General features: G+C 71.4%; 16 protein-coding genes. 10 read left to right on the forward strand and 6 right to left on the reverse strand.

All coding sequences use genetic code 11. The features are described from left to right. Positions 1-54: 54 nt before the first annotated feature. From AC07EG_RS19890 to AC07EG_RS19905, 4 genes are all read right to left on the reverse strand, one after another. On the reverse strand, positions 55-2,145 hold the full coding sequence (locus AC07EG_RS19890; RefSeq protein ID WP_478254590.1) for a serine/threonine-protein kinase: 2,091 nt from the start codon (positions 2,143-2,145) through the stop codon (positions 55-57). Positions 2,146-2,257: 112 nt separating this feature from the next. Next, the gene (locus AC07EG_RS19895; protein ID WP_478254591.1) at positions 2,258-3,076 is read right to left on the reverse strand and encodes a hypothetical protein; all 819 of its coding nucleotides are present in this window, start codon (positions 3,074-3,076) and stop codon (positions 2,258-2,260) included. Beyond that, positions 3,073-3,387 carry a hypothetical protein gene (locus tag AC07EG_RS19900; RefSeq protein WP_478254592.1) on the reverse strand — a complete coding sequence of 105 codons (315 nt, stop codon included), beginning with the start codon at positions 3,385-3,387 and terminating at the stop codon, positions 3,073-3,075. The genes AC07EG_RS19895 and AC07EG_RS19900 overlap by 4 nt, the downstream gene beginning before the upstream one ends. Before the next feature lie 43 nt (positions 3,388-3,430). Next, positions 3,431-3,805 carry an FKBP-type peptidyl-prolyl cis-trans isomerase gene (locus tag AC07EG_RS19905; RefSeq protein WP_478254593.1) on the reverse strand — a complete coding sequence of 125 codons (375 nt, stop codon included), beginning with the start codon at positions 3,803-3,805 and terminating at the stop codon, positions 3,431-3,433. Positions 3,806-3,975: 170 nt separating this feature from the next. Between AC07EG_RS19905 and AC07EG_RS19910 the strand changes: the two genes are divergently transcribed. The 3 genes from AC07EG_RS19910 (at position 3,976) to AC07EG_RS19920 (ending at position 8,920) form a co-directional block, all read left to right on the forward strand. After that, positions 3,976-6,783 carry a penicillin acylase family protein gene (locus AC07EG_RS19910; RefSeq protein WP_478254594.1) on the forward strand — a complete coding sequence of 936 codons (2,808 nt, stop codon included), beginning with the start codon at positions 3,976-3,978 and terminating at the stop codon, positions 6,781-6,783. Between the two features lie 83 nt (positions 6,784-6,866). After that, positions 6,867-7,817, forward strand: a complete 951-nt coding sequence (locus AC07EG_RS19915) for an SGNH/GDSL hydrolase family protein (RefSeq protein WP_478254689.1) — start codon at positions 6,867-6,869, stop codon at positions 7,815-7,817. Positions 7,818-7,867: 50 nt separating this feature from the next. Further along, positions 7,868-8,920, forward strand: a complete 1,053-nt coding sequence (locus AC07EG_RS19920; protein WP_478254595.1) for a trans-sulfuration enzyme family protein — start codon at positions 7,868-7,870, stop codon at positions 8,918-8,920. An 8-nt stretch (positions 8,921-8,928) separates the two neighbouring features. On the opposite strand, the gene AC07EG_RS19925 is transcribed toward AC07EG_RS19920, so the two are convergent. Together AC07EG_RS19925 and AC07EG_RS19930 are read right to left on the reverse strand one after the other, a co-directional pair. Beyond that, positions 8,929-9,981, reverse strand: a complete 1,053-nt coding sequence (locus tag AC07EG_RS19925; RefSeq protein ID WP_478254596.1) for a patatin-like phospholipase family protein — start codon at positions 9,979-9,981, stop codon at positions 8,929-8,931. Positions 9,982-9,985: 4 nt separating this feature from the next. Continuing rightward, positions 9,986-10,738 (reverse strand): FadR/GntR family transcriptional regulator, encoded by a 753-nt coding sequence (locus AC07EG_RS19930; protein ID WP_478254597.1) that lies wholly within the window; start codon positions 10,736-10,738, stop codon positions 9,986-9,988. A gap of 83 nt (positions 10,739-10,821) precedes the next feature. On the opposite strand from AC07EG_RS19930, the gene AC07EG_RS19935 reads away from it, so the two are divergent. Genes AC07EG_RS19935 through AC07EG_RS19965 form a run of 7 tightly spaced genes read left to right on the forward strand, consistent with a single transcriptional unit; the run spans position 10,822 to position 17,765 of the window. After that, on the forward strand, positions 10,822-12,315 hold the full coding sequence (locus tag AC07EG_RS19935) for an ABC transporter substrate-binding protein (protein WP_478254598.1): 1,494 nt from the start codon (positions 10,822-10,824) through the stop codon (positions 12,313-12,315). Then, complete coding sequence (locus tag AC07EG_RS19940) at positions 12,312-13,259, forward strand: ABC transporter permease (protein ID WP_478254599.1); 948 nt, start codon at positions 12,312-12,314, stop codon at positions 13,257-13,259. The genes AC07EG_RS19935 and AC07EG_RS19940 overlap by 4 nt, the downstream gene beginning before the upstream one ends. Beyond that, positions 13,256-14,062, forward strand: coding sequence for an ABC transporter permease (locus AC07EG_RS19945; RefSeq protein ID WP_478254600.1), 807 nt, complete (start codon positions 13,256-13,258; stop codon positions 14,060-14,062). The genes AC07EG_RS19940 and AC07EG_RS19945 overlap by 4 nt, the downstream gene beginning before the upstream one ends. Further along, positions 14,052-14,816: an ATP-binding cassette domain-containing protein gene (locus AC07EG_RS19950; RefSeq protein ID WP_478254690.1), complete on the forward strand. Its 765-nt coding sequence runs from the start codon at positions 14,052-14,054 to the stop codon at positions 14,814-14,816. Before AC07EG_RS19945 ends, AC07EG_RS19950 begins: the two co-directional genes overlap by 11 nt. Then, positions 14,813-15,571 (forward strand): ABC transporter ATP-binding protein, encoded by a 759-nt coding sequence (locus AC07EG_RS19955; RefSeq protein WP_478254601.1) that lies wholly within the window; start codon positions 14,813-14,815, stop codon positions 15,569-15,571. The genes AC07EG_RS19950 and AC07EG_RS19955 overlap by 4 nt, the downstream gene beginning before the upstream one ends. Further along, on the forward strand, positions 15,568-17,004 hold the full coding sequence (locus AC07EG_RS19960; RefSeq protein WP_478254691.1) for an aldehyde dehydrogenase family protein: 1,437 nt from the start codon (positions 15,568-15,570) through the stop codon (positions 17,002-17,004). Before AC07EG_RS19955 ends, AC07EG_RS19960 begins: the two co-directional genes overlap by 4 nt. Beyond that, positions 17,001-17,765: an SDR family NAD(P)-dependent oxidoreductase gene (locus AC07EG_RS19965; protein ID WP_478254602.1), complete on the forward strand. Its 765-nt coding sequence runs from the start codon at positions 17,001-17,003 to the stop codon at positions 17,763-17,765. The genes AC07EG_RS19960 and AC07EG_RS19965 overlap by 4 nt, the downstream gene beginning before the upstream one ends. Positions 17,766-17,776: the final 11 nt, after the last annotated feature.

Consider the following 17,776-nt stretch of genomic DNA (forward strand, 5'->3'; position numbering starts at 1 on the left):
CTTCTCTGTTACCTGCGGCCGGAGCTGGGTGTGGGGAGGGTCATAGGGGCGGGGTCAGTCGACGATTTGCCAGGTGTGGTGGCGCCATTCGAGGGTGAAGCCGCCGGTGGTGTCGATGCCGGTGATGGGGACCAGGGCCGACGGAGGGGCGACGATGCGGTCCGCGGTTTCGCGGCGGAGCTTGCCGGGGTCGGTTTTCGCGGCCTTGGCCTTGGTCAGCTCCTGCGGGGTCAGGTGGTCGAAGAGGACCTGGAACAACTCGGTGCAGTCGCCCGCATCGGCGTCCCAGGCCGGTTCGCTGATTTCGCAGACCACCTCGGTGTTCTTCGCGCCCACGGCGTGGAAGTAGCGGTCGAGCACCATCGCCGCGCCCTCCGGTGAGTGCGGCACCGAGTCCGAAGGCGGTGGTGGTGCCTGGGTGGTCGGCACTGTGCCCGGCGGCAGTTTCGCGGCGAACTCCGGGTTCAGCAGGTCGGCCAGTTCGGCGTAGGGCACGACCACTTCACGCGTACCGCAGGGCGGGCCGAGCACCAGCATCAGGTCGAGCCCGTCCGCGGTGGCGATCGGCTGGACCTGCGGGGGTGCGCTGCGCACCGCGCGGAAGCTGTCGGCGGTGAACGGTTCCGCGGCCGGGCAGTCGGCCAGGCGCGCGGACACCCGGTCGTACAGCCGTTCCGCCCCGGAATCGCCGACGTCGTCGAGGAAGTCGGAGACCTCGATGATGTCCCCGGTTTCCAGGTCGACGGTGATCGACATCGACGGCACGGGGAACTGGCCGGTCGACGAGGTGAAGTCGTGCCGCAGCGAGACCAATCGCGGTCCCCGCATCCGGAACTCCGCCGTGCCCGCGGCACCGCTCGGGTCGCTCGCGTTGATCAGGTAGCCGCCGAACCGGGAGTCCGGCTCCCGCAGCGCTTCGTTGACCTTCCGCTCCACGTCCGGGTTCGGCAGTCCGGTCACCTGCCCGTGCTGGACCGGCACCGAGATCGTGGTGCCGGGCACCTCCCGGACGGCCGGCTGGATGCGGAACGCCGGGCCGGTCTGCGCGGGGGCGGCGATCGGTGGCGGTGCCTGCGGGGGTGGGTCGTCCTGGTTGGCGATGACGACCGCGGCGCCCGCGCCCGCCAGCACCGCGAGCGTGGCCACGCCCACGACCACCTTTGCCGTGGTGCCACCGAGAACGGCCTTTCCGGCACCCGCGCCGATCGAAGCCGCGGTGCCGCTGCCCGCCGCCGCGCCGGTCGCGGGCGCGAGGTGCGCGGCGGCCGCGAGCATCGCCACCGGGGACAGCGCCAGCACGGCGGCGGCTCGCCGGGCCAGCCGGGCCAGGCCCCGGTTTTCCCAGTCGTCGCCGTAACCCGCGCGTGCCGCTCGCTCCACTTCGGACACGAACTCGGCGGCGTTCGCCGGTCGCTGCTCGGGTTTCTTGGCCATGCCACGGCGAACCAGCTCGCGCACGGGTTCCGGTGCCTGGCCGAACGGGATCGGCGCGTACTCGTGCAGATCGCGCAGCACGGTCGAATCGTCGGCGGCGTACGGCCGTTCCCCGGTGACGCACTGGAAGAAAACGCAGGTGGCCGCGTAGACGTCGGTGGACGGCGTGGCGGTGGAGTACGACCACTGCTCCGGGGCCATGTACGCGGGCGTGCCCGCCGGGACGCCGGTGGACCCGGCCAGCACGGCCAGTCCGAAGTCGACCAGCTTGCTCTGGCGGTCCGCGCCCACCAGCACGTTGTCCGGTTTGTAGTCGCGGTGCACGGTGCCGACCGCGTGCGCGGCGGCCAGGCCGAGCAGCGAGCCCTTCAACACGGCGAGCGCGGCTTCCGGTTCGAGCGGTCCTTCGGCCAGCACCGCCTTCAGCGACACCCCCGGCACGGCCTCCATCACGATCGCCGCGCCTTCCGGCGTTTCGACGAACTCGTGCAGCTTCGCCACGTGCGGGCTGATCACCCTGGCTGCCTGCCGCGCTTCCTCGCGGAACCGCGCGACGTGCTCCGGGTCGCCCAGGTACCGCGGGAACAGGTACTTGATCGCCACCTCGGTGCCGCTCTGTTCGTGCCGCGCCAGCACGACGCGGCCGAACGAACCCTCCCCGAGCCGCGCCAGTTCGGTGAACCCCGGCAGCACCCAGTTCGCTGAAGTCATGTGTGTGGCCCCCTCGTCCGCATCTGTGACAGTCCGATCGTCGTTGTCACATGCGACGCACCGAAGGTACTGCGGGATCCCGCCGTCGACAAGGTCCGTCACCCGGAGGGGCTCAGGTGCCCTTGCGGAACCGTTCGGTCAGGTCCAAGCCCTGCAAGCGGCCGATTTCCGGGGTCGGGGCGAAGTGCCGGACCAGTTCGTCGCGCCGCACGTCGACGGCGGATTCGACGAGGTCGGCGTACCCGGCCGCGGCGGAGCGGGCCTGCCGCCGGCTGACCAGCACCAGTCCGGCACCGACCACCGCCGACGGCCACCACCGGAAGCCGAGCGCCAGGTACAGCACCGCCCAGCCGCCGAGGCCGAACGCCGCGTCGAGCCGGGTGCGGGCGGCGGACAGCGGTTCACGCATGGTCTCCGGCAGCAGCAGCCAGAGCCGCGGCCAGGTGCTGACCAGGTCGAGGCCGTAGTCCTGCCGGATGCGGACCGCGGGCGCGCTCAGCCGGTCGCCGATCCAGGTCGGGCGGATCGGCGGGCTCAGCGCGAGCCGGTTGCGCTGCTCGTTGTGCTCACCGTCGTTCAGCCGGTCCCACCGCTGCCGCCGCCGGGCGGTCAACGAGGTGGCGAGCGGTTCGCCCAGCCGCGACCACTGCCCGGTGCACAGGTTCTCCACACCACCGCCGAGTGCGCGGGCGAGGTATCCCGCTGCTGCCGCGGCGGCCACCACCAGGAGCACCACCAGCAGCGTGCCCTCACCGGCCGGCCACGCCGCCAGCCGGGTGCCGGCCTCGCGGAAGTCCGACCAGCGCTCCTGGCCGAGCAGCACGGCGATGGCGGCGAAGCCGGTGAACACCAGTCCCGGCAGCGCGAGCAGGGCGAGCCAGCGCTCGGCGGTCTGCTTGCCGAACTCGGTGACCAGCGTGGTGGCGCTCACCCGTCCGCCACGAACCGCAGGTCCCGCTCGAACAGCGGGCAGGTGGGCAGGTCCTCGCCGGCCCCGCGGTAGACCACCCTGGCGCACTTGCCACCGGGGCAGAGGTAGGCGCCGGTGACCCCGGCCGAGGGACCGTGCACCTCGGTCACCCGCGCCCGGATCCCCGAACCGACACCGAGCTTCTCCAGCTGCTCGTCCACCGGTTCGCCGTTGCGCGCGGCCAGCACGGTCCGCTCGAACTCCGCCCGCCGCGACCCCCGCAGCAGGCGGCGCAACTCGGGCAACCGGGTGCAGAACTCGGTCAGCAGCACGGTCGGGAACCCTACCGCGCCGCTGACCGCTGCCGGGGGTTTTCTAGCGGACGCCGACCAGGTCGACGACGAAGACGAGGGTCTCGCCCGGCTTGATCTTGTCGCCCGCCCCGCGGTCGCCGTAAGCCAGGTGCGGCGGAATGGTCAGGTGGCGGCGCCCGCCCACCTTCATCCCGGCCACGCCCTGGTCCCAGCCGGGGATGACGTAACCGGCGCCGAGCGGGAAGTCCAGCGTCTGCCCGCGGTTCCACGAGGCGTCGAACTCCTCACCGGTGGAGTGGGCGACCCCGACGTAGTGCACGGAGACCGTGCTCCCGGCCTGCGCCTGGGGACCGTCGCCCTCGGTGAGGTCGACCACCGTCAGCTCGGCGGGCGGAGGTCCCTCCGGGGCGTCGACCTCGGGCTTCTCCAGTGCCATACCGCGTTCCTCCCTGTTCGTTGCACGAGTGACCCACCGTAGGCGATGCCCCGGCCGTTCGCCGGGGGTGGCGATACTCCGTCGGGACGACAAAACGTGAGAGGTATTCACAAACAACCCTCCGCGTGCGTACGGTGTCGCACGTCACACCGTCGAAGGGAGCCGGTGGCATGCGCCGACGCATCGGGACGTTCATCGGACTGGGGGCGCTCGCCGCGGCCCTGGTGGTCGTGCCACCACAGCTGGCGGTGGCCCAGGCACCGCCGATCGACTACTGCGGCAACCAGTGCGCGGACATCCTGCCGCCGGGGCAGAACGGCAACGCCACGCTCGCCGGCATCCTGGCGCACAAGCTGCTCGGCACCCGGCCGGCGCACGCCGCCGACCAGCTCGGCAAGTACGCCGACCTCGGCGCGAACTACCGCGGCCTGACCACCGAGACGATCAGCGAGTTCTTCAACGACGCCTCCTTCGGCGTACCGCCGGGACAGGTGGAGAGCACCATCAAACCGCGTTCCGACGTGACCATCGTGCGCGACAAGGCGACCGGCGTCCCGCACATCACCGGCACCACGCGCTCGGGGACCGAGTTCGGCGCCGGGTACGCCGCGGCGCAGGACCGGCTGTGGCTGATGGACGTGATGCGCCGCGTCGGCCGCGGGCAGCTGTCGTCGTTCGCCGGTGGTGCCGAAGGCAACCGCGCGCTGGAGCGCCAGTTCTTCGCCAGCGCGCCGTACACCGAAGAAGAGCTGCAACGCCAGATCGACGAGGTGAAGAACTCCGGACCGCGTGGCGCGCAGGGCTTCGCCGACGCGACCGCGTACGTCGAGGGGATCAACAAGTACATCAGCGATTCCCACAGCGGCCGCTACTTCCCCGGTGAGTACGTGCTGACCGGGCATATCGACGCGATCACCAACGCGGGCAAGATCGAGCCGTTCAAGCTGACCGACATGGTGGTGCTGTCGTCGGTGGTCGGCGCGCAGTTCGGCGGCGGTGGCGGCGGTGAGGTCGAAGCCGCGATCGCCAAGCTGGCCATCCAGGAGCGCTACGGCGTCGAGGAAGGCGAGAAGGTCTGGCGGAGCCTGCGGTCGGAGAACGATCCCGAGACCGTCTACACGCTGCACGACGGCCAGAGCTTCCCGTACGGCAAGACCCCGGCGAACCCGCAGGGCGTGGCGATGCCGCAGCCGGGTTCGGTCAGTCCACAACAGACGGTCTTCGACGAGGTGGGCGGCAAGGGCGCCCCGGTGCGCACCCCCGCGCCCGCCGAACTGGAACCGGCCCGCGACATGTACGCCGACGGGGTGCTCCCCGGCGACCTGCTCAGCGAGAAGCACGGCATGTCGAACGCGCTGGTGGTGTCGGGGCAGCACACCGCCAGCGGGCACCCGGTCGCCGTGTTCGGCCCGCAGACCAGCTACTTCGCCCCGCAGCTGCTGATGCTGCAGGAACTGCAGGGCCCCGGGATCAGCGCGCGCGGTGCCTCGTTCGCCGGCGTCAGCCTGTACGTGCTGCTCGGCCGCGGCCAGGACTACTCGTGGAGCGCGACCAGCGCCAACCAGGACATCATCGACACCTACGCGCTGGAGCTGTGCGATCCCTCGGGGGCACCGGCCACCAAGGAGTCCAACGCCTACCTGTTCGGCGGCCAGTGCACGCCGATGGAGGTCATCGAGCGGAAGAACTCGTGGAAGCCGACCATCGCCGACGGCACCCCGGCCGGTTCGTACACGCTGCGCGCCTTCCGCACGAAGTACGGGCCGGTGACGCACCGGGCGATCGTCGACGGCAAGCCGGTCGCCTACGCGGCATTGCGCACCAGCTACTTCCACGAGGTCGACGCGCTGATCGGGTTCCAGGAGTTCAACGATCCGGACGCGGTGAAGTCCGCCGCCGACTTCCAGCGCGCGGCTTCGCACATCAACTACACGTTCAACTGGTTCTACGCCGACGCGAACGACACCGCCTACTACAACTCGGGCGCGAACCCGGTGCGCCACCCGGCGGCAGATCCGAGCATGCCGATCAAGGCGGGCGCCGGGCTGGAGTGGCGCAACTGGAACGCGGCCACCAACCGGGCCGACTACACGCCGTTCGAGCAGCACCCGAACTCGATCAACCAGGACTACTACATCAGCTGGAACAACGCGCAGGCCAGGGACTACGCGGCCAGCGGGTACGAGAAGTCGGCGGTGCACCGGGGTGATCTGCTCGACCGCCGGGTCCGCGGGCTGATCGACAGCGGCACCAAGGTGACCAGGGTGAACCTGACCCAGGCGATGGCCGAGGCGGGGCTGGCCGACCTGCGGGCGGAGAAGGTCCTGCCGCAGCTGCTGCGGGTGGTCGAAAGCGCGCCGGTCACCGATCCGGCCGCCGCGGCCGCGGTCACCAAGCTGAAGGACTGGCTCGGCCGGGGCGCGCTGCGGGCGACGACCAGCCCCGGCAGCAAGACCTACGCCGACGCGGACGCCATCAAGATCATGGACGCCTGGTGGCCGCTGCTGGTGCGCGCCCAGTTCGAACCGGGGCTCGGCACACCGGCGTTCAACGCGATGACGGGCGTGCTCAAGATCAACGAGTCACCGTCCGGCTGGCAGAACGAGGTGCCGGGCAAGCACGTCGGGCAGGGGCACCAGGGTTCGGCGTACCAGTCGGGCTGGTGGGGTTACGTGCACAAGGACCTCCGTGCGGTGCTCGGGGACCAGGTGGCTGGCCCGCTCGGCGCCGAGTACTGCGGTGGCGGGGACGTGGCGGCGTGCCGGGCGATCCTGCTGAACACCGTGAAGCAGGCCGCCGCCCAGCCGATCAACGAGGTCTACCCGGGCGACGCCGACTGCGCCGCGGGCGACCAGTGGTGCGCCGACTCGCTGATCCACCGGCCGCTCGGCGGCATCACCCAGGACAAGATCAGCACCCAGAACCGGCCCACCTACCAGCAGGTGGTCGAGTTCGCCGCCCGGCGAGGAACAGCCTGATGGGGGGTGTGCGGACGGCTTCGACCTGCCGATACTGGGTGAGTTCGAGCGCTAACTGAGGGTCAAGCAGAGAGTTGGGCGTGATGAAAAAAGGTGCATTGGTCGCCGCTGCGCTGCTGGCGGGGATTTCCGCGGGGAGCGGGGTCGCTTCGGCGGCTCCGGCCTACGAGAACTACGTCGCGCTGGGGGATTCCTACACCTCCGGCCCGCTGATCCCGCTGATGCGCCTGGATCCGCTGGGCTGCGCCCGGTCCACCAACAACTACCCCGCCTACCTGGCCCGCAACCTCGACGTCGGCTCGTTCACCGACGTCAGCTGCGGCGGCGCGGACACCACGAACATGACCAACGCGCAGTCGGTGCCGCTCGGCTCGAACCCGCCGCAGTTCAACGCGCTCAAGGCGGACACCGACCTGGTCACCATCGGCATCGGCGGCAACGACCACGGCGTGTTCGGCACCCTGATCGGTGACTGCCCGCCGCTGCGGGAGCAGGACCCGACCGGTTCGCCGTGCCGGGAGAAGTTCACCGTCGACGGTGTGGACACCATCAAGCAGCGCATCGAGCAGACCGGCACCCGGGTGACCGAGGTGCTCGACGGCGTGCACGAGCGGTCCCCGAACGCGAAGGTGGTGCTGGTCGGTTATCCGCGGATCGGGCCGCCGACCGGGACCTGCCCGAACATCCTGCCCTTCGCCGACGGTGACCTGCGGTGGCTGGACAGCGTCGAGCAGGCGTTGAACGGCGCGCTGGAGAAGGCCGCGGCGGAGGACGGCGACACCACCTTCGTCGACATGTACCCGGCTTCGCTCGGGCACGACGCCTGCGCACCCGGTGGGGCGGCGTGGATCCAGGGCAAGGACATCAACCTGCTCGGCGCGCTGAACTACCACCCGCGGCGGTCGGGCATGGTCGGGGTGGCCACCGAGGTCCAGTCCGTGCTGACCGGCTCGTCCCCGGCGAAGCTGAAGGCACCGGAGTACTCGGGGCCCGTGGCCTCACGGAGCCAGGTGGCGAGTGTGCACGGTCACTAGGCGCCACCCGTCCCCCAGCGGGAGTGCTGACCTGCGGTTAGGTTGACCGGGTGGACTTCGACGACTGGTCACCCCGGACCCGGGCGGTGGCGGCGGGACGGCCGCAGGAGCCGGGGGAGCCGCTGAACACCCCGATCGTGCCGGTGAGCACCTTCCACGCCGGTGGTGCGCGGGCCTACTCACGCGAGGACGGTACGCCGAGCTGGGCGGCGCTGGAGGAGGCGATCGGCCTGCTCGAAGGCGGTCACGCGACCGCCTTCGCCTCGGGCATCGCGACCGCGGCGGCGGTGATCGACCTGCTGCCGGTCGGGGCCGAGGTGGCCGTGCCGCGGTTCAGCTACGCCGGCACGCGCGGCCTGCTCGGCCACGCGGCGAAGAACGGGCGCCTGCGGGCGGTCGAGCTGGAGCCGTCGGACCTGGCCGCGTGGACGGCCGCCGCCGAGTGGGCCGATCTGGTCTGGCTGGAGTCGCCGACGAACCCGACGCTGGACGTGATCGACATCGGCGCGGTCGCCGAAGCGGCCAAGGGACACCTGGCGAAGGTGGTGGTGGACAACACCTTCGCCACCCCGCTCGGCCAGCAGCCGCTCGACCGGGGCGCCGACATCGTGGTGCACAGCGCGACCAAGCTGATCGGCGGGCACAGCGACCTGCTGCTCGGCCTGACCGTGACGAAGGACGAGGAGCTGGCGAAGGCGCTTCGCGACGCCCGCACCCGCAACGGCGCGACACCCGGTGCGCTGGAGGCTTACCTCGCGCTGCGCGGCCTGCGCACGCTGCCGGTGCGGCTGGCCGAGGCGTCGCGCAGCGCGGAGTTCCTCGCCGAACGCCTTCGCGGGCACCCGAACGTCACGCGCGTGCGCTACCCGGGCGCGGGCCAGATGATCGCCTTCGAACTCGACGGCGCCGAAGCAGCCGACGCGGTGTGCACCGGCCTGCGCCTCATCCGGCACGCCACCAGCCTCGGCGGCGTCGAGAGCTGCGTGGAACGCCGCGCCTGGCTGGCCGGTGACGCCCACGTGCCCCCGGGCCTGATCCGGTTCTCCGTCGGCCTCGAAGATCCCGAAGACCTTTGGCGCGACTTGCAAAGGGCACTGGGTTAGCCGCGTGCTCAACCCAGCGGGGTCTCCGGGTACGGCCAGTCCGCCGGGGGTTCGGCGTCGGCCAGGACGTGTTTGCGGAGGGCGGCGTCGGTGACCGCGTAGCCCCAGTTGATCAGGCCCCGCTGGAGTTCCTGGTCGAGCCGGTGCAGGCGGGTGGGAACGGCGGCCAGCTGGTCCGAGCGCTCCTTCGGCACCGGCAGCGTGTCCGGCATCTCGAAGTCGGCGATGTCGCTGTGCGCGGCCCAGTACGTGCCCGACGCCTCGCCTTCGACGTAGCACTCGATGAGGCCGCGTTTGCGCAGTGAGCGCACCTGGTTGTCGATCACGTCGAGCACGCGCAGCAGCTGCATCGGCCAGCTCCGCTTGACCCGCCGGTGGAAGTCGAACTTCTGCCCGGCGTCGCTGACCAGGACCGTGTCGCAGCGCGGCAGCACCGGGTCCAGGCCGAGGTTGTCGAACACGCCCGCGTCGCTGAGCACGGCCTTGTCCGGCAACCCGCTCTCCTGCTCGCTCGCGCTGGTCGGCACCAGCACCGGCGACAGGAACGGCGGGAACGCCGAGGACGCGGCGACGGCGGTGGCCAGCAGGATCGGTTCACCGGCCGCGGTCGGCGGCTCCTTGTCGCGGTAGAACCACCACAGTTCGCCGTTCTGCAGGTTGGTCGCGTTGAACACGAACTGCGGCGACTCCGGCAGCTCGCTCATCCGGCGCTCCCCGAGCAGGTGCTCGCGCAACACCGTGGCCACCTCGTCGCCGGCCGTCCGGCCCGGCAGCAGCAGGCCGCGCAGCACCACCCGCACGTCGATGTTGCGGTTCGCCAGCCGCCGCAGGGGTTCGGCGACGGCGGGCACGAAGTTCACCGCCACCCCGTCTTCGAACTCCAGCTCCGGCCAGGCCCTGGCGAGCGCGCCCGCGGTGATCGAACCGCCGGAGACACTGGAAATGACGTCCAGGCGGGACAGCACACCGAGTTCGTTGAGCCGCCACAGCGCGCCGGTGTGGAAGAGCATCGCGCGGAATCCGCCACCGGACAGGCAGAGCCCGATGCTGTCAGTGGTCACCGGCTCATTCTGCCGCTTCCAGCAGGGGGGCCAGCAAGCTCCGAGCCGATTCCGGGACGTAATCGGAGTAGTGGTCGTAGATCGCCCGCCTGGCCAGGTGCTGCGCCCGCACCCCGTCCCCGGCGCGCACCGCTTCCAGCACTTCGGCGTGGTGCGCCAGCCAGGCCGACATCAGCGCGCGGCGGTCGTCGGCGTGCGAGAGCTTGTCCTCGATCAGGTCCAGCACGATGCCGCGCACCACCTCACCGCACACCACGATCAGCGTGTTCTGCGTGGCTCGCGCGATGGTCTCGTGGAACGCGACGTCCGCGCGGCTGAACTCCTCGTACCCGCGCCCGGCCGCGGCGGTCATCGCCGTCATCGCCGCGTCCAGTTCGGCGAGCTGCTCGTCGGTGCGCAACCGCGCGGCCAGCAGGTACGCCGAACCCTCCAGCAGCATCCGGAACTGGAGCAGTTCGGCCAGGCTCATGCTCTCCGCGCGCGCCAGCCGGTGCATGGACTTGTGCAGGTTCACCGGCGACGCGGGCAGGATCTCCGGCCCGCGCGGATCGCCCGGCTTCGACCGGATCATGCCGCCCGCCTGGAGCACCCGCAGCGCCTCGCGCACGGTCGACCGGCTCACCCCGAACTGCGCCATCAGCTCGCGCTCGCTGGGCAGCCGCTCCCCGGCCTTCAACCGGCCGGTGAACACGGCCTGCTCCACCTGCTCGACGACCCGCTCGTAGGCGCGGACCGGGGCGACCGGCTCGAACTCCATCTCGGGCACCTCTTGACCTCGGGGTGGCGGCGGTGCTTCGCTAACGGCTACTGGTCCGACCAGTCTACTGGGTTGGAGGAGTGATGAAAGCCCGACTTCTCGCCGCGGCGCTCACGCTGCTGCTGGTGGCTTCGGGCTGCTCCGCGGGCTCGTCCGCCTTCGTGCCCGACGACGGGTCCACGCTGGCCGTCGGCTTCGCCGCCGAACCGCAGAACTTCGACTTCACCCGCACCGATGGTGCCGCCATTCCGCAGGCGCTGCTGTACAACGTCTACGAGGGCTTGGTGAAGCTCGACGACCAGGGCCGGGTGGTCCCGCTGCTGGCCGAATCGTGGACGGTCAGCCCGGACCGGCTCACCTACGACTTCACCCTGAAACCGGACGTGGTCTTCAGCAACGGCACCGAGTTCACCGCCGAGGACGTGAAGTTCTCGATCAACCGGGTGAAGACCGACTGGACCATTTCCATCAAGTCCAAAATGGACGTCGTGGACCGGGTCGAGGTGCTCGGCCCGCGGCACGCCAGGGTGGTGCTGAGCAAGCCGAGCAACGCGTGGTTGTTCGACATGGCCAGCCGGGTCGGCGTGATGTTCACCCCCACCGGCATCGCGGACCTGGCGAACAAGCCGGTCGGCACCGGGCCGTACGAGGTGGCTTCCCGGCGGCGCGGCGATTCGGTCGTGCTGCGGGCGAACCAGCGCTTCCGCGGCCCCGAGCCGGCCTACCGCACGGTCTACCTGAAGTACTACAAGGACCCGACCGCGTTGAACAACGCCCTGCTGAGCAACGGCATCGACGTGATCGGCACGATCACCGCACCCGACTCGATCCCGCAGTTCGAGGCGGACAGCCGGTTCAACGTGCTCCAGGGCACCACGAACAGCGAGGTGGTGCTGGCGTTCAACAACGCCAAGGAGCCGCTGAACGACGTGCGCGTGCGGCGGGCGCTGACCATGGCGATCGACCGCAGGGCGCTGCTGGACACCGCGTGGGCCGGGCGCGGCACGCTGATCGGCAGCATGGTCCCGCCCACGGACCCCTGGTACGAAGACCTTTCCGGCGCCTACCCGCACGATCCGGCGCAGGCCCGCGCCCTGCTCGCCGAGGCGGGCAAGCCCCGGCTGAACCTGCGGCTGCGCATTCCGAACCTGCCGTACGCGGTGTCGAGCGCGCAGGTGGTGGCGTCGCAGCTGGCCGAGGTCGGGGTGACGGTGACGATCGAGCCGCTGGACTTCCCGGCGGTCTGGCTGAAGCAGGTGTTCACCGACCACGACTACGACCTGTCGATCATCCAGCACGTGGAAGCCCGCGACATCACCACCTTCGGCAGGCCGTCGTTCTACTGGGGCTACGACAGCCGGCAAACCCGTGACCTGCTGGCGAAGGCCGACTCCGGCACCCCCGAGGAGCAGGTCACCGCGATGCGCGAAGTGGCGCGGACGCTCAGCGCGGACGCCGCCGCCGACTGGCTGTTCCTGTTCCCGAACGTGGTCGCCGCCAAGAAGAAGGTGACCGGCCTGGTGCGCAACCAGGTCAGCGAGTCGTTCGACCTGACCACGCTGGGGAGGTCCGAGTGACCGCCCGGATCCTGCGCCGCACGGCGATCTTCGTGGTCAGCCTGCTGGCCGCGTCGATCGTGGTGTTCGTGTTCACCGCGGTGCTGCCCGGCGATCCGGCGCAGGTGGCGCTCGGCGTCAACGCCACCCCGGAACTGCTCGCGCAGACCCGGCAGGAGTTCGGCATCGACCGGGCGCTGCCCACCCAGTACCTGGACTGGATCGGCGGGGTGCTCACCGGCGACTTCGGCCGGTCGTACGTCACGCGCGACGCCATCGGGCCGCAGCTCGCCGACCGGCTCGGCGTGACGCTGTGGCTGGTCGGCGCGGGCATGCTGGTGGCCTTGCTGATCGCCGTTCCGGCGGGCACGCTCGCCGCCGTCCGCCACCGCAGGGCCAGCGGCACGGTCGTGTCGGCGGCTTCCCAGCTCGGCATCGCGGTACCCGCCTTCCTCGCCGGGATCCTGCTGGTGCAGGTGTTCGCGGTGCGGTTGCAGTGGCTGCCCTCCGGTGGCTGGACACCGCCGGTCCAGGACCCCGGCGAGTTCCTGCGCGGGCTGGTCCTGCCCGCGTTGTCGCTGGGGGTGGTGCAGGGCGCGGTGCTGACCCGCTACGTCCGGTCGTCGGTGCTCGACGTGCTCGGGGAGGACTACCTGCGGACCGCGCGGTCGAAGGGGCTGATGCCGGGGCGGGCGCTGGTCCGGCACGGGCTGCGCAACGCGGCGATCCCGGTGGTCACCGTGCTGGGCCTGCAATTGACCACGCTGCTGGTCGGCGCCGTGGTGGTGGAACGCGTCTTCGTGCTGCCGGGGCTCGGCAGCATGCTGCTGGACGCGGTGTCCGCCCGCGACCTGCTCACCGTGCAGGGCATCGTGCTGGTGCTGGTGGCCGGCGCGCTGCTGGTGAACTTCCTGGTCGACCTGCTCTACACGGTGCTCGACCCGAAGCTGCGAGGTGCGCGGTGAAGTTCGGTGGCCTCCTCGTCGTTCTCGTGGCGCTCGCCGCGCTGCTCTCCTTCCTCTGGACGCCGTACGACCCGACCGCGGTCAGCGCCGGGGAACGCCTGCTCGGGCCGACCGGCGACCACCTGTTCGGCACCGACAAGTTCGGCCGGGACGTGGCCAGCCAGCTGATGGTCGGCGCGCGCACCACGTTGTACGTCGGCGTGGTGGCGGTCGGGGTGGCCGCGGTGCTCGGCACACCGCTGGGCATCCTGGCCGGGATGTCGCACCGCTGGCTGGGCGAGTTCATCATGCGGGTCAACGACCTGGTGCTCGCCTTCCCGGCGTTGCTGCTGGCCATCCTGTTCGGCGCGGTGTTCGGCGCCGACACGCTCACCGCGATGATCGCCATCGGCATCGCCACCGTGCCGTCGTTCGCGCGCATCGCCCGGTCCGGCACGCTGCGCGTGATGAGCACGGAGTACGTGCTCGCCGCCCGTGCGGCCGGTCGCTCGCGGTGGCACATCGCGGTCCGGCACGTGTTCCCGAACATCTCCGGCCTGCTGATCGTGCAGGCGTCGGTGTCGTTCGCGATCGCCGTGCTGGCCGAGGCGGCGTTGTCGTTCCTCGGTTTCGGCACGCGGCCGCCGACGCCGTCGTGGGGCCGGATGCTCCAGGAGTCGCAGGAACTGCTGGCCGTGCAACCGCGGCTGGCGCTGGTGCCCGGCATCGCCATCGCGGTCGCGGTGCTCGGCTTCAACCTGCTCGGTGACGGCCTGCGCGACCGGTTCGACCCGAAGCTGGAGGTGCGCCGTGTTGCGGGTTGAGCGGCTGAGCCTGTCCACCGGTGGCCACGGCCTGGTCCACGGAGTTTCGTTCACCGTGGACCGCGGTGAACGGGTCGGGCTGATCGGTGAATCCGGTTCCGGCAAGTCGCTGACCGCGTCCGCCGTGCTCGGCCTGCTGCCGCACGGGGTGACCGCCACCGGCACCGTCGAACTCGGCGGCCGCGACCTGCTGCGGGCGTCCGAGCGGGAGCTGTCCGGACTGCGCGGGCGCGAGCTGGCCATGGTGTTCCAGGAGCCGATGACCGCGCTCAACCCGTCGATGCGCGTCGGCAACCAGGTCGCCGAGGTGATGCGGGTGCACCGCACGCAACCCGATCGGAAGGCGGCGAAACGCGCCGCGATCGACCTGCTCGACCAGGTGCGCCTGCCCGAGCCGGAACGCATCGCCCGCGCCTATCCGCACCAGCTCTCCGGCGGGCAGCGCCAGCGCGTGGTGCTGGCGATCGCGCTGGCCAACGATCCGGCGCTGCTCATCTGCGACGAGCCGACCACCGCGCTCGACGTCACCGTGCAGGCGCAGGTCCTCGACCTGATCCGCGCCGGGGTCGACGGCAAGGCGCTGCTGTTCATCACGCACGACCTGGCCGTGGTGGCGCGGATGTGCCAGCGCGTGCTGGTGATGCTGGACGGGCGGATCGTCGAGGAGGGCCCGGTGCGCGAGGTGTTCCTGAACCCGGCCCACGACTACACGAAGAAGCTGCTGGCGGCCTCGGACCTGGAGGCGCGGCGATGATCGAAGTCCGTGACCTGTGGCGGGTCTACCAGCGGGCCGAAGCCCTGCGCGGGGTCTCGTTCACCGTCGAAGCCGGGCAGCGGTTCGGCATCGTCGGCGAATCCGGGTCCGGCAAGTCCACTCTGGTCAGACTGCTGGCCGCGCTGGACCAGCCGACCTCCGGCGAGATCCGCTTCCAGGGCAGGCGGATCGACGGGGTGCCGGAGCGGCGGCTGCGGTTCCTGCGGTCCTCGCTGCAACTCGTCTTCCAGGACCCGATGGGCTCGCTCGACCCCCGGATGCGCGTGCGCGACATCATCGCCGAACCGCTGGGCCGGTCGCCGGACCGGGCGGATCGGGTGGCCGAACTGCTCGACGCCGTCGGCCTGCCCGCCGACGCCGGGCAGCGCTACCCGCACCAGTTCTCCGGCGGGCAGCGGCAGCGGATCTCCATCGCCCGCGCGCTGGCGCCCCGGCCTGCGGTGCTGCTGGCCGACGAGGCGGTCAGCGCGCTGGACGTCTCGGTGCGCGGCCAGGTCCTCGACCTGCTCGCCGATCTCGCCGACCGCTTCGCGCTGACGCTGGTGTTCGTCTCGCACGACCTGTCCGTGGTGCGGCACCTCTGCGACACCGTGGCGGTGATGCGGGCGGGCGAGATCGTCGAACTGGGCCCGGTCGACCGGGTCTACGACACGCCGTCGCACGAGTACACCCGCGACCTGATCGCGGCGGCGCCGACGTTGCGGGCGGTACTGAGCGAACTCGGGGAGAACTGATGCGCTATCCGGACGGCCTGCCGATCGGCACCGCCTGGGTGTCCACTCCGGACACCGAGCCGGTGCGGTTCCCGTACGACGGCAGCGTGGTCGCCACGGCGCCGGTGGGCACGGCGGAACTGGCCCGGCGGGCGCTGGACGAAGCGGTGGCGGTCGCGCCCGCGGTGGCGGCGCTGCCCTCGCGCGTCCGGCGTGCGGTGCTGACCGGCGTGCGTGACCGGCTGGCCGCCCACCAGGACGAACTGGTCGGGCTGCTGGTCGCCGAAACCGGGAAACCGCTGGTGGACTGCCGGGTCGAGGTGGCGCGCACGCTGGTCACCTGGGAGGCGGCGGCCGAGGAGGTGGCGCGCCTGCACGGCGAGACGGTGCCGCTGGACCTGCTGCCCTCCGGGGACGGCCTGGTCGGCTTCTGGGTGCGCAAGCCGATCGGCGTGGTGGTCGGCATCGCCGGGTTCAACTACCCGCTGCTGCTGGCGTCGCACAAGATCGCGCCGTCGATCGCGGCGGGCTGCCCGGTGGTGGCCAAGCCCGCGCCCGCCACCCCGCTGGCCACGTTGTGGCTGGTCCACCTGGTGCGCGAGGCGGCGGCGGAAGCGGGCGCGCCGGTGCCGGTGGCCCAGCTGGTCACCGGCGACGTGGAGGTCGGCTCGACGCTGGTCACCGATCCGCGGGTGGGCGCGGTGTCGTTCACCGGTTCGGCGGCGGTCGGGCACCGGATCGCCCGGGACGCGGCACCCCGCAAGACGCTGCTGGAGCTGGGGTCGAACGCCGCGCTGGTGGTCGCCGAGGACGCCGACCTGGACGCCGCCGCGGACGCCGTGCTGCGTGGTGGCTTCTACGCCTCCGGCCAGGCGTGCATCTCGGTGCAGCGGCTGCTGGTGGTCGACGCGGTGGCCGACGAGTTCACCGCGAAGCTGCTGGCGCGGCTGGACGAAGTGGTCGTCGGTGATCCGCGCGAGGAGAGCACGCGCGTGTCCGCGTTGATCGACGAACGGTCCACGCGGCGCGTGCTGGAATGGGTGGAGCAGGCGGTCGAAGCGGGTGCGAAGGTGCTCGGCGGTGGGGGTGCCGAAGGGCCGGTCGTGCGGCCGACGGTGCTCGCCGACGTGCCGGACGACGCCGACTGCTGGGCGGAGGAGATCTTCGGACCGGTGGTGTGCCTGCGCCGCGTGTCCGATGTGGACGAAGCGTTCGAACTGGTCAACGCGTCGCGGTACGGGCTGCACGCCAGTGTGTTCAGCCGCTCGCTGCACACCGCGTTCCGGGCGCTGGACCAGCTGGAAGTGGGTGGTGTGGTGGTCAACGAGGTGCCGGGGTTCCGGTCGGACACGATGCCGTACGGCGGGGTCAAGGACTCCGGTATCGGGCGGGAAGGGCCGCGGTTCGCCGTCGAGGAGCTGACGGTGACGCGGATGGCGGTGATCCGGCCGTGAACTACGAAAAGCTGTTCCGGCTCGACGGCCGTCATGCCGTGGTGCTCGGCGCGGGCAGCGGGATCGGGCGTGAAGCGGCGAAAGCGCTGGCGGCCCAGGGCGCGTCGGTGGTCTGCGCCGATCGTGACGCCGGGACCGCGATCGCCACCGCCGAGATGATCGGCGGCGAGTCCTACGAGGTCGACCTGCTCGACACCGACGCCGTGCACCGGGCCGCCGCCGACCTCGGCGACATCGACATCGTGGTGCTCACCGCCGCGATGAACGTGCGCAAGCGGATCCTCGACTACACCCGCGCGGAGTTCGACCGCGTGGTCGGGCTGAACCTCGGCGCCACCTTCGAGGTGGTGCGGGCGTTCGGCGCGGGCATGGTGGACCGCGGGCGCGGCAGCATCATCGGCTTCTCGTCGATCCGCGGCACGACGGTCGAACCCGGGCAGGGGGTGTACGCGGCGACCAAGGCCGGGCTGGTGCAGTTCTTCCGCACCGCCGCCGCCGAGTTCGGGCCCGCCGGGGTCCGGGTGAACGCGATCGCGCCGGGTGTGGTGGAAACCCCGTTGACCGCCCAGATCAAGGCCGACGCCGACTGGTACCGGGCGTACGCCGACAAGGGCGCGCTCGGCCGGTGGGCGAAACCGGAGGAACTCGCCGGCGCCGTGGTCTACCTGGCCTCCGACGCGTCGACCTTCGTCACCGGCTCGGTGCTCGCGGTGGACGGCGGCTGGACCGCCGTCGACGGCCGCTTCACCCCGCCCGCCTGAGTTGCTGGAGG

Source organism: Amycolatopsis sp. NPDC045836, assembly GCF_056431745.1.